At 68.9% G+C, this 11,675-nt stretch carries 10 protein-coding genes; all 10 read left to right on the top strand.

Annotated features, from left to right (window positions below):
• Positions 1-3 precede the first annotated feature (3 nt).
• Positions 4-2,256, top strand: a complete 2,253-nt coding sequence (locus NBRGI_RS36170; RefSeq protein WP_029901664.1) for a SulP family inorganic anion transporter — start codon at positions 4-6, stop codon at positions 2,254-2,256.
• Between the two features lie 93 nt (positions 2,257-2,349).
• Positions 2,350-2,769, top strand: a complete 420-nt coding sequence (locus tag NBRGI_RS36165) for a TIGR02611 family protein (RefSeq protein WP_029901663.1) — start codon at positions 2,350-2,352, stop codon at positions 2,767-2,769.
• Positions 2,766-3,380 (top strand): (2Fe-2S)-binding protein, encoded by a 615-nt coding sequence (locus NBRGI_RS36160; protein ID WP_235211216.1) that lies wholly within the window; start codon positions 2,766-2,768, stop codon positions 3,378-3,380. Before NBRGI_RS36165 ends, NBRGI_RS36160 begins: the two co-directional genes overlap by 4 nt.
• Before the next feature lie 181 nt (positions 3,381-3,561).
• Positions 3,562-5,610 (top strand): threonine--tRNA ligase, encoded by a 2,049-nt coding sequence (gene thrS, locus NBRGI_RS36155; protein WP_014986594.1) that lies wholly within the window; start codon positions 3,562-3,564, stop codon positions 5,608-5,610.
• Positions 5,607-6,200 (top strand): HIT family protein, encoded by a 594-nt coding sequence (locus NBRGI_RS36150; RefSeq protein ID WP_029901661.1) that lies wholly within the window; start codon positions 5,607-5,609, stop codon positions 6,198-6,200. Before thrS ends, NBRGI_RS36150 begins: the two co-directional genes overlap by 4 nt.
• A 2-nt stretch (positions 6,201-6,202) precedes the next feature.
• On the top strand, positions 6,203-6,898 hold the full coding sequence (pgsA, locus tag NBRGI_RS36145; RefSeq protein WP_029901660.1) for a phosphatidylinositol phosphate synthase: 696 nt from the start codon (positions 6,203-6,205) through the stop codon (positions 6,896-6,898).
• Positions 6,899-6,941: 43 nt separating this feature from the next.
• Positions 6,942-7,964 (top strand): phosphatidylinositol mannoside acyltransferase, encoded by a 1,023-nt coding sequence (locus NBRGI_RS36140; protein ID WP_029901659.1) that lies wholly within the window; start codon positions 6,942-6,944, stop codon positions 7,962-7,964.
• The gene (locus tag NBRGI_RS36135) at positions 7,961-9,085 is read left to right on the top strand and encodes a glycosyltransferase family 4 protein (protein ID WP_029901658.1); all 1,125 of its coding nucleotides are present in this window, start codon (positions 7,961-7,963) and stop codon (positions 9,083-9,085) included. The genes NBRGI_RS36140 and NBRGI_RS36135 overlap by 4 nt, the downstream gene beginning before the upstream one ends.
• Positions 9,085-10,128, top strand: coding sequence for an NUDIX hydrolase (locus NBRGI_RS36130; RefSeq protein WP_029901657.1), 1,044 nt, complete (start codon positions 9,085-9,087; stop codon positions 10,126-10,128). Before NBRGI_RS36135 ends, NBRGI_RS36130 begins: the two co-directional genes overlap by 1 nt.
• A 558-nt stretch (positions 10,129-10,686) precedes the next feature.
• Positions 10,687-11,589 carry a pyridoxal 5'-phosphate synthase lyase subunit PdxS gene (pdxS, locus tag NBRGI_RS36120; RefSeq protein ID WP_014986587.1) on the top strand — a complete coding sequence of 301 codons (903 nt, stop codon included), beginning with the start codon at positions 10,687-10,689 and terminating at the stop codon, positions 11,587-11,589.
• The last annotated feature ends 86 nt before the right edge of the window (positions 11,590-11,675 follow it).

Genomic DNA, 11,675 nt, shown 5'->3' with positions numbered 1-11,675 from the left:
GTCATGGCTATCGATAACGATTTAGCCCCACCGATGTCACCGCCAGTCCCCGCGGGCTCGGGTCGAAGTTCCGGACAGATGTCCGAACGTGTCCAATCGATTCTGCGCCATGACGTGCCCGCATCGATTGTGGTCTTCCTGGTCGCGCTGCCGCTGTCCCTCGGCATCGCCCTCGCCTCCGGTGCGCCGGTCATGGCGGGTCTCATCGCCGCCGTCGTCGGCGGCATCGTCGCCGGCCTGCTCGGCGGCTCCGTGCTCCAGGTGAGCGGCCCCGCCGCCGGTCTCACTGTCGTGGTTGCCGAGTCCATCAGCCAATTCGGCTGGAAGGTAACCGGTTTCATCGTCGTCGCGGCCGGTGTGCTGCAAATCCTGTTCGGCCTCAGCCGGATCGCGCGCGCCGCACTGGCCGTCGCGCCGGTGGTGGTGCACGCGATGCTCGCGGGTATCGGTATCACCATTGCGCTGCAACAGATTCACGTGCTGCTCGGCGGCTCGTCGCACAGCTCCGCGTGGAAGAACATCACCCAGCTACCCGGGCAGCTGATGTCGCTGCACGGTGGCGACGCGTTCATCGGTGCGGTGGTCATCGCGATCATGCTGGGCTGGAAGTACCTGCCCGCCAAGGTGCGTGCCGTGCCCGGGCCGCTGGTCGCGGTGGTCGCGGCCACCCTGCTCGCCATGGTGCTGCCGACCGGCGCCGAGCGAATCGTGTTGAACGGCTCGCTGTTCGACGCGATCGGCCTGCCGGAACTGCCGCGCGGCGACTGGTCGGCCGTGGTGCTGATGATCATCACCATCGCCCTGATCGCCAGCGTGGAGAGCCTGCTCTCGGCCGTCGCGGTGGACAAGATGCATTCGGGCCGGCGCACCAATTTCGACCGCGAGCTGATCGGTCAGGGTTCGTCCAACGTGCTCTCCGGCCTGCTCGGCGGCCTGCCGGTGACCGGTGTGATCGTGCGCAGCGCCACCAACGTGCAGGCCGGTGCGCGCAGTCGCGCCTCCGCGGTGCTGCACGGCGTCTGGATCCTGGTGTTCTCGGTGGCCCTGGCCGCCGTGGTGCAGCAGATTCCGAAGGCTGCGCTGGCCGGCCTGCTGATCGTCATCGGTACGCAGCTGGTCAAGCTGGCGCACATCCGGCTCGCCCGGCGTACCGGTGATCTGTTCGTCTACTCCGCCACCATCCTCGGCGTGGTGTTCCTCAACCTGCTGGAGGGCGTGCTGATCGGCCTCGCGCTGGCGTTCGGACTGCTGCTGTGGCGCGTGGTGCGGGTGGCCATCAACGCCAGGCAGATTCCGGGCTCGCAGCGCTGGATGATCACCATCGACGGCTCCTGCACGTTCCTCGCGCTGCCGAAGCTGTCCGCGGAATTCATGAAGGTGCCCTCGGACGCCGACGTCACCGTCGAGATGACCGTCGACTTCCTCGATCACGCCGCGTTCGAGGCCATCGAGGACTGGGTGCGTCAGCAGGAAAGCAACGGCGGCAGTGTCGATTTCGTGGAGATCGGCAGTGCCAGGATGGAGCACGCCACCTCGGGTCCGCCGTCGCGCAGTTTCGGCCGCGCGGTGTTGAGCGACATCCTCGGTCCGTGGCGGCGCGACGAGCACGACGACCCGATCGCGGCCGGCGTCGCGGCCTACCACCGCAGCCACGCCCACGTGGTGCGGCCGCATCTGGACGAACTGGTGCACAGCCAGGATCCGGATTCGTTCTTCCTCACCTGCGCCGACTCGCGCATCGTGCCGAACATGATCACCAACAGCGGTCCCGGTGACCTGTTCACCGTCCGCAATGTGGGCAATCTCGTTCCGGCCGTGGGTGATCCGTCGGTCGACGCGGCGCTCGTCTTCGCGCTGGAGGAGCTGAACGTGCGCTCGATCGTGGTCTGCGGCCACTCGTCGTGCGGCGCCATGAAGGCCTTGCACTCGGGCGCGCAGGCGGGTCCGGAGATCGACAAGTGGCTCGCCCACGGCCGGCCCAGCCTGGACCGGCTGCACCGAGGCCACCCGGTGGCGGTGGCCGCGGCGCGCGCCGGTTTCAACGAGGTCGATCAGCTGAGCATGGTGAACGTCGCGGTGCAGTTGGAGAACCTGCAGCGGCACCCGGCTGTGCGCAGGGCAGTCGACGAGCGCGGGGTCACCGTGTCCGGCCTGTTCTTCGATATCGCCAGCGGGCGGGTCATCGAGGTGACCGAGCACGGCCTGGCGCACATCGATGACGAAGCGGGCCAGCGGGTCATGCCCGAACTGGTCTGATCGCACGCGCATCGAACCCGCCCGCTACCGCCGGGCGGGTTCGACGCGTTCGGGCCGCCCTGGCGCGGCCCGCCGACTCGTAAGCTGAGAAAGATGACCGCGGAGCTGGAAACCCGATCAACAGGCTGGCGCGCCTTCCGTGCCCGCATCGCCGAGCGCCCTACGCTGAACCTGGTCTACCGGATCGGGGTCGCGCTGGCCGGTGTCGCGGTGCTCGCGCTCGGGATCCTGGCGATTCCGTACCCCGGACCCGGCTGGGCGATCGTCTTCGCCGGACTTGGCATCCTCGCCACCGAATTCGCCTGGGCGCGCCGGGCACTCGGCTGGCTGCGCGACAAGTACCGGCAGGGTATGGCGTGGTATTCCGAACGGGGTCTCGCCATGCGGGTGTTCGCGGCGGCCGCCACCTTCGCGCTGGTCGTCGCGACGCTCTGGGTATTGGGCACGTTCGGGATGGTCGGCAGCTGGATCGGAGTCGAGTGGCAATGGTTACGCAGTCCCCTGAAGTGGTGAACACCGTCCCCGGGCGAACGTTGACCGAGCCGCAGTGGCTGGCGGCGCGGATCGCGGAGATGGGGCATTCCTGGGGGACCACCTCGCCGCGGATCGCGGGCACGCTGTGGTGGTGCATGGTCGCCTCCGCGCTCGTCGAGCAGGTCGCTCGCGCCTATGCGCACGGGCAGCCCGCGGTGGAACCGGTGCTGGACCGGTTCGACTGCGAGGTCCGGCCGGACGGCGGGGTGGAGCGCATTCACGTGCTCGCCGAGCCGGACGCCGCGGCCGAGCCCGGCGTGGCCCTGCGGGAAACCCTTGCGGCGGTGATCGGTCCGGTCGCCGAGGTGTCGGGCGCCGGCGTGCCCGCCCTGTGGGCGATCGTCGCCGACGCGGTCGGGAACCGGGCGCTGGACGCGGGTGACGGCGCGGCGGGCGCCCGGTTGGCCGCCGCCATCGGCGGCAAGCTGCCGATACCCCGGTTCGTCGAGATCGGCGGCCGCACATTCGTCAAACGGATCTCCTGCTGCGTCGTCTACGAGGTCCCCGGTTGTGAGATGTGCACCAGCTGCCCCAAGCGGCCCGCCGCCGAGCGGACCGCCATGCTGGAGCGCCTGGCCGGGGAGAATTGACGTGCCCGTCTGATCAATTGCACGACTGTCGGTCCGCAATGCAAAGATTGGACGCGCCCAGTAACCGGCGCAAGACGTGGGAAGCCGGGCTAGCTAGCATGGTCGCGCCGGGACAACTGCTGTCCCGGCCATGATCCGCGGGAACCTCCCGCACCCGAGAAAAGCCAAGGAGAGCACTGCCGTGACCACCTCAGCCCGCAACAGCCCGGTGACTGTCGTTGTACAGGCCGGGACGACGGCGGGCGCCGCGGTACGCGAGGCCGGGCTGGCGACCAAGGGGCCGGACACCATCGTCGTCGTGCGTGACGCCGAGGGCCTCAAGGACCTGTCCTGGACCCCGGACACCGACGTCGAGGTGCAGGCGATCGCCGCCGACACCGAAGACGGCCGCAGTGTCATCCGGCACTCCGCCGCCCACGTGCTCGCCCAAGCGGTGCAGCAGGAGTTCCCCGAGGCCAAGCTCGGCATCGGCCCGCCCATCAAGGACGGCTTCTACTACGACTTCCAGGTCGACAAGCCGTTCACCCCGGAGGATCTGGCCAAGCTGGAATCCCGGATGAAGAAGATCGTCAAAGGCGCGCAGCGGTTTTCGCGCCGCGTGGTCGAGGTCGAGGACGCCCGCGTCGAACTGGCCAAGGAGCCGTTCAAGCTGGAGCTGATCAGCGACAAGTCCGGGATCGACGATCCCGAGGTGATGGAGGTCGGCGGTAAAGAGCTGACCATCTACGACAACCTGGACCCGCGCACCGGGGAACGCGTGTGGGGCGATCTGTGTCGCGGCCCGCACATCCCGACCACCAAGTTCATCCCGGCCTTCAAGCTCACCCGCAGCTCGGCCGCCTACTGGCGCGGCGATCAGGACCGCGAAGGCCTGCAGCGCATCTACGGCACCGCGTGGGAGTCGCAGGAGGCGCTCGACGAGTACCTGCACCTGCTGGCCGAGGCCGAGCGCCGCGACCACCGCAAACTCGGCCTGGAACTCGACCTGTTCAGCTTCCCCGACGAGCTCGGCTCCGGCTTGCCGGTGTTCCATCCCAAGGGCGGCATCATCCGCAAGGAGATGGAGGAGTACTCGCGGCGCAGGCATGTCGCGGCGGGCTACGAGTTCGTCAATACCCCGCACATCACCAAGGGGCACCTGTTCGAGGTCTCCGGTCACCTGGACTGGTACCGCGACGGCATGTTCCCGGCCATGCACCTGGACGCGGAGCTGAACGAGGACGGCACCGTCCGCAAGCCCGGCCAGGACTACTACGTCAAGCCGATGAACTGCCCGATGCACAACCTGATCTTCCGGGCGCGCGGCCGGTCGTATCGGGAACTTCCGTTGCGTCTCTTCGAATTCGGCTCGGTGTACCGCTACGAGAAGTCCGGCGTCATCCACGGCCTGACCCGGGTGCGCGGCATGACCCAGGACGACGCGCACATCTACTGCACCAAAGAGCAGATGCACGCCGAACTGACCAGCACACTGGAGTTCGTGCTCGGTCTGCTGAAGGACTACGGTCTCGACGACTTCTACCTCGAGCTGTCCACCAAGGACCCGAAGAAGTTCGTCGGCTCCGACGAGATCTGGGAGGAGGCCACCGAGACGCTGTCCAAGGTGGCCTCGGCCTCCGGCCTGGAGCTGGTGCCCGATCCGGGCGGCGCCGCCTTCTACGGCCCGAAGATCTCCGTGCAGGCCAAGGACGCGCTGGGCCGCACCTGGCAGATGTCGACCATCCAGCTGGACTTCAACCTGCCGGAACGGTTCAACCTGGAGTACACCGCGTCCGACGGCACCAAGCAGCGGCCGGTGATGATCCACCGCGCGCTCTTCGGTTCCATCGAACGCTTCTTCGGCGTGCTCACCGAGCACTACGCGGGCGCGTTCCCGGCCTGGCTGTCGCCGGTGCAGGTGGTCGGCATCCCGGTCGCGGAAGCCTTTGCGCCGCACCTGGATCAGGTGATCGAGCGGCTGCAGGACGCGGGCGTGCGGGCGCAGGTCGACCGCAGCGACGACCGGATGCAGAAGAAGATCTTCAACAACACCGCGCAGAAGGTGCCGTTCATGCTGCTCGCGGGCGAGCGTGACGTCGCGGCCGGCGCGGTGAGCTTCCGGTTCCGCGACGGCACCCAGGTCAACGGGGTGCCGGTCGCGGACGCGGTGGCCACCATCGTGGCGTGGCTCGAGCACCGGGAGAACGCGTCGCCGACCGCTGAGGGCTTCGAGATCAAGGGCGCAGGATGACCGAACGTACGGTGCCGGATGGCCTCGACGAACTGAACGACGCCGGCGAACAGGGCAGCATCGTGGATCGCGGGGCGGGCGAACCGGATCGGTTGCAGCGGTTGTGGACGCCGTACCGGATGTCCTACATCGCCGAGGCCGCGGCCACCGACCCGAGCTCGACCGGGCACCCGTTCACCGACATCCCGAAGATGTCCGACGAGGACGGCCTGGTCATCGCGCGCGGCGAACTGGTGTACGCGGTACTCAACCTCTACCCGTACAACCCGGGCCACATGATGGTGGTGCCGTACCGCAAGGTCGCCAACCTCGAGGATCTCACCGAGCCCGAGAGCGCCGAGCTCATGGCGTTCACCCAGCAGGCTATCCGGGTGATGAAGCGGGTGTCGCGGCCGCACGGGTTCAATGTCGGGCTGAATCTCGGTGGCGTGGCCGGGGGTTCGCTGGCCGACCACCTGCACCAGCACATCGTGCCGCGCTGGGGTGGGGACGCCAACTTCATCACCGTGGTCGGCGGCGCGAAGGTGATGCCGCAGCTGCTGCGCGAGACGCGCGCGCTGCTGTCGGCGGCCTGGAAGGAAGTCGACTAGAAGTGCTGAGCTTCTTCGGCCGCGACACGTTCGCCAAAGCGACTGCGCCGCTGGGCAAAGCGCTGGTGAGCACCGGGCTCACCCCGGACGCGGTGACCGTCATCGGCACCACCGCCTCGATCCTCGCCGCGGTCACCCTGTTCCCCACCGGGCATCTGTTCTGGGGAACCATGGTGATCTGGTTCTTCGTCATGTTCGACATGCTCGACGGCGCCATGGCCAGAGCGCGCGGCGGCGGCACGAAATACGGTGCGGTGCTCGACGCCACCTGCGACCGGGTCGCCGACGGCGCCATCTTCGGCGGTCTGGCCTGGTGGGCGGTCTACCACGAGCACCACAAGCCGCTGTTCGCCGCGACGCTCGTGGTGCTGGTGACCTCCCAGGTGATCTCGTACGCGAAGGCGCGCGCCGAAGCCAGCGGGCTGTCCGCCGACGGCGGCATCATCGAGCGCCCGGACCGGCTGATCATCGTGCTCGTCGGCGCCGGATTCACCGGAATCGGCGGATACTGGGGACTGGACTGGCTCACCTACGCGGTACACGTCGCGATGTGGATCCTGGCGGTGCTCAGCATCGTCACGGTGTTCCAGCGGGTGCTCGCGGTCCGTAGATCCCCGGGCGCGCGGGACGTGATCACGCCCGCGCGGCCGGAAAACCCCACGGCGGGAACGGCGAACGCGACGGAGCTGCCGTCGTGAGACCGCCGCCGTGTGCTGGTGGCGTGGTGTGGGAGGCAGGGGCATGACATTCGGGGAGCGGATCGGCGACGCCGGGTACGCGGCGGGCTGGCGGCTGGTGCGGGCATTGCCCGAGTCGACGGCGCGACGACTGTTCGACTGGGGGGCGGATCGGGTGTCGCGCAAGGCCAATCGCGCCTTCCGCGCGGGCGGTGCGCCGAATCAACTGCGCCGCAACCTTGCTCGCGTGCTCGGCGGCACTCCTGCCGACGTGCCGGACGAGCTGATCCAGGCGAGCATGCGCTCCTACGCCCGGTACTGGCGCGAGGCCTTCCGGCTGCCGTCGATGGATCACGCCGCGATCGGTGCGCTGCCGGTCGCCGGAACCGAACACCTCGAGGCGGGGCTGGCCGCCGGACGCGGTGTGATCCTGGTGCTGCCGCACTCGGGCAACTGGGACATGGCCGGGGTCTGGCTGGTGCAGAACCACGGCACCTTCGCCACTGTCAACGAACGTCTGAAGCCGGAGTCGCTGTACAAGCGATTCCTCGCCTACCGGGAGAGCCTCGGGTTCGAGGTGTTCCCGTTGACCGGCGGTGAGCAGCCGCCGTTCGTGCAGCTGAGCGCGCGGCTGGCCGAGAACAAGGTCGTCTGCCTGATGGGGGAGCGCGACCTGACCGGGCGCGGGGTGCCCGTGACCTTCTTCGGCGAGCGCACCTGGCTGCCGGCCGGCGCCGCGAAACTGGCCGCGCAGACCGGCGCGGCCATGCTGCCCGTGCACACCTGGTTCACCGCCGACGGCGCCGAAGCGTGGGGAATGAAAGTCGAGTCGCCCGTGGATGTTTCGCAGGGGGTCGCGGCCGCCACACAGACACTGGCCGATCGTTTCGCCGCGAACATCGCGGCCCATCCGGCGGACTGGCATATGCTGCAACCGATGTGGGAGGGTGATCTGTCCGAGGCGCGGCTGGCCCGGATCGCGGCGGCGCAGCGCGAGCACGCCACGCCGGCTGCCGACAGCCCCGCACCGTCCGAGAAGCCGGCGGCGCGCACGGATACGACGCCGCCGACGGATGGGTCCGCATGAAAATCGGCATGGTCTGCCCGTATTCGTTCGACGTCCCCGGCGGCGTGCAGGCCCACGTGGTCGAGCTGGCCAGGGTGTTCATCGAGCGTGGCCATCGGGTGAGCGTGCTCGCGCCCGCCGCCGACGACACGCCGCTGCCGGACTTCGTGGTGTCCGCCGGTCGCGCGGTGGCGATCCCGTACAACGGATCGGTGGCGCGGCTGTCCTTCGGGCCCATGGCCTACACCAGGATTCGGCGCTGGATCGACGGCAACGATTTCGATGTGCTGCACATCCACGAGCCGAACGCGCCGAGCCTGTCGATGCTCGCGTTGAAGATCGCCGAGGGACCGATCGTCGCGACCTTCCACACCTCGACCACGAAATCGCTGGTGCTCAGCACTTTTCAGGGCGTGCTGCGGCCCTACCACGAGAAGATCAGCGGACGCATCGCCGTCTCGGAGCTGGCGCGTCGCTGGCAGGTGGAGGCGCTCGGGTCCGACGCCGTGGAGATTCCCAACGGCGTCGACGTGCCCGCGTTCGCGCGGGCGCCGATGCTGCCCGGCTATCCGCGCCCGGGACGCAGCGTGCTGTTCCTCGGCCGCTACGACGAGCCGCGCAAGGGGATGGACGTGCTGCTCGGTGCGCTGCCCGCGCTGGTCCGCAAACATCCCGACCTGGAGATTCTCATCGTCGGCCGCGGCGACGAGGAACGGCTGCGCCGCGAGGCCGGGGCCGATGCCGGACATCTGCGCTTCCTCGGGCAGGTGTCGGACGCGGAGAAGGCCTCGGCGATGCGCAGCGCCGACGTCTATGTCGCCCCGAACCTCGGTGGGGAAAGCTTCGGCATCATCCTGATCGAGGCGATGGCGGCCGGAACCGCGGTGGTGGCAAGCGAATTGGACGCCTTCCGCCGGGTGCTGCGCGACGGCGCGGCGGGAGTGCTGGTGCCCGTGGGTGATTCGGCCGCGCTGGCGACCGCCATCGACGACATGCTCACCGACGACGCGCGGCGCGAGGCGCTGGTGCACACCGCCACCCAGGTGGTCGGCGAATACGACTGGCCGGTGGTGGCCGAGCAGATCCTGCGGGTCTACGAGACGGTGACCGTCGGCGACACCAGGGTGCGGGCCGCCGGATGATCACTTTCTCCGCGACCACGGTCCTCGTTCTCGCGCTGATCACCGCGGTCGTCATCGCGATCGGTCTCTGGGCGTACTCCACCGCGAACCGGCTCGACCGGCTGCACGTGCGCTCCGACCAGTCCTGGCAGGCGCTCGACGCGGCGCTGTCGCGGCGGGCGGTGGTGGCCCGGGCGGTGGCCTCCGCGCTCACCGATCCCGGTGCCGATCCGGCGACCCTCGACCGGGCCAAGCTCTTGGCGGTGCTCGCCGACCGGGCCGAGCGCGCCGGACGCCTCGACCGGGAAGCGGTGGAAAACCAACTCTCCGCGGCACTTTCGGCGGTCGACACCGCACTGCTGCGGCCGCAGATGGTGGCCGAGCTCGCCGACGCCGAAGCCCGCGTGCTCATCGCCCGGCGGTTCCACAACGACGCGGTCCGCGACACGCTCGCGCTGCGCACCCGCAGGCCGGTCCGCATCCTGCACCTCGGCGGCACCGCCCCGCTGCCCACGTATTTCGAGATCACCGAGCGGGCCACCCCCGCCGCCTCGACCGGGCTCGACGTCGACACGACCCGCACCACCGCCAGGATCGTGCTGTTCGACGAGAACGATCGCACCCTGCTGATGCGCGGCAACGATCCCAAGACGCCCGACATCTCGTTCTGGTTCACCGTCGGCGGCGGCGTGGAGCCGGGGGAGAGCCTGCGCGACGCGGCCGTGCGCGAGCTGTACGAGGAGACGGGGTACAAGGCGGACCCGGAAAGTCTGCGCGGACCTATCTGGCGCCGGGTCGCGGTGTTCCCCTTCGACGGCGACCTCATCCGCTCCGAAGAGCTCTTCTTCGCGTTGCGCGTCCCGGGCTACGAACCGCAGGCCACGAATCTCACTGCGATAGAACGCCGTTCGATCACCGGCAACAAGTGGTGCACGGTCGCCGACATCGTCGCGCTGGACCGCTCCGGCGAAACCGTCTATCCCTACAACCTCGACGAGCTGCTCGCCGAAGCAGCCGCGGCCGCCTCCGGGGCCACCGATCCGGAAGTCCGTTCCATCCGCTAGTTTTCGCGTCGGCGGGTGTGATGTGGTTCACGATCGTGCTACGGTCGCGACTGGATCGGCGCGGCATGGGTAGTGCTACTGGAACGGCACGCTCGGTGCTGCGGTCCCCGCGTCACCGCGGGGAGAACGTTGGGCTCGCGGAGGTAACCACATACATGTCCTACCTGTTGTTCGATTTCCTGCTGCCGATCATCGGCCCGTCCGCCGCCGAGTATTGGGCTTCGATCTTCGTGGTCGGCCCGCTCTGAGCGGTTCCCGGTAGTACGTCTCGCGAGTCCCGGCTTATCACCCCGCCTGTGGCGAAGGGCCGGGACTCGGCGTGTGTGCGGGATCTGTGCCCGGGGGCGGGTGGCGCGCTGGAAGTTAGCGAAGCGGCCTCGCGCCCTGCGGAAGGTGTGAGCGGACCGGTCCAGTGCAGGCCTCGGCGGACATCCTCGCTGGTAGCCGACAAGGCCAGTCCTCTCCGACTGGCTATCAAGTGGCCTGGGTGGCCCGCATAGAATTGGGTCGATTCGATCCCTTGCGACCCGATTGGCGCAGATGACCCAGGAGTTAGCCGTGACGACGCCCGAGACCACCCAGACCGTCGGTACCGCCCGTGTGAAGCGCGGGATGGCCGAGATGCTCAAGGGCGGGGTGATCATGGACGTCGTCACCCCCGACCAGGCCAAGATCGCCGAAGACGCGGGCGCGGTCGCAGTGATGGCGCTGGAGCGGGTGCCCGCCGACATCCGCGCGCAGGGCGGCGTGTCCCGGATGAGCGACCCCGACATGATCGACGGCATCATCGCCGCCGTCTCCATCCCGGTCATGGCGAAGGCGCGCATCGGCCACTTCGTGGAGGCGCAGATCCTGCAGAGCCTCGGCGTCGACTACATCGACGAGTCGGAGGTGCTCACCCCTGCCGACTACGCCAACCACATCGACAAGTGGAACTTCACCGTGCCGTTCGTCTGCGGCGCCACCAACCTCGGTGAGGCGCTGCGCCGAATCACCGAGGGCGCGGCCATGATTCGGTCCAAGGGCGAGGCCGGCACCGGCGACGTCTCCAACGCGACCACGCATATGCGCAAGATCCGGCAGGAGATCCGCAGGCTGTCCTCGCTGCCCGCGGACGAGCTGTTCGTCGCAGCCAAGGAGCTGCAGGCGCCGTACGAGCTGGTTCGTGAGGTCGCCGAGACCGGCAAGCTGCCCGTCGTGCTGTTCACCGCCGGTGGCATCGCCACCCCGGCCGATGCCGCGATGATGATGCAGCTCGGCGCCGAGGGCGTGTTCGTCGGCTCCGGCATCTTCAAGTCCGGCAACCCGGCCGAGCGGGCCGCCGCCATCGTCAAGGCCACCACCTTCCACGACGATCCCGACGTGCTCGCCAAGGTCTCGCGCGGACTCGGCGAGGCGATGGTCGGCATCAACGTCGAAGAGCTGCCCGTCGACCACCGGCTGGCCGAACGCGGCTGGTGAGTACGCGCCCGACGCGGGCATGACATGCGCACGAGCAGGGGCCTTTCCGGTCCCTGCTCGTTCTGCGTTTCGGCGGCGACTCTGTC

The organism is Nocardia brasiliensis IFM 10847 (assembly GCF_000710915.1).
Lineage (GTDB): Bacteria > Actinomycetota > Actinomycetes > Mycobacteriales > Mycobacteriaceae > Nocardia > Nocardia brasiliensis_A.
This window is presented reverse-complemented; position numbering and strand designations above follow the sequence as displayed.

Excerpts from the sequence above, each read along its gene's own strand:
- NBRGI_RS36150 (WP_029901661.1), top strand. The coding sequence starts at position 5,607 with ATGACCGAACGTACGGTGCCGGATGGCCTCGACGAACTGAACGACGCC.
- NBRGI_RS36135 (WP_029901658.1), top strand. The coding sequence starts at position 7,961 with ATGAAAATCGGCATGGTCTGCCCGTATTCGTTCGACGTCCCCGGCGGC.
- NBRGI_RS36165 (WP_029901663.1), top strand. The coding sequence starts at position 2,350 with ATGACCGCGGAGCTGGAAACCCGATCAACAGGCTGGCGCGCCTTCCGT.
- NBRGI_RS36170 (WP_029901664.1), top strand. The coding sequence starts at position 4 with ATGGCTATCGATAACGATTTAGCCCCACCGATGTCACCGCCAGTCCCC.
- NBRGI_RS36140 (WP_029901659.1), top strand. The coding sequence starts at position 6,942 with ATGACATTCGGGGAGCGGATCGGCGACGCCGGGTACGCGGCGGGCTGG.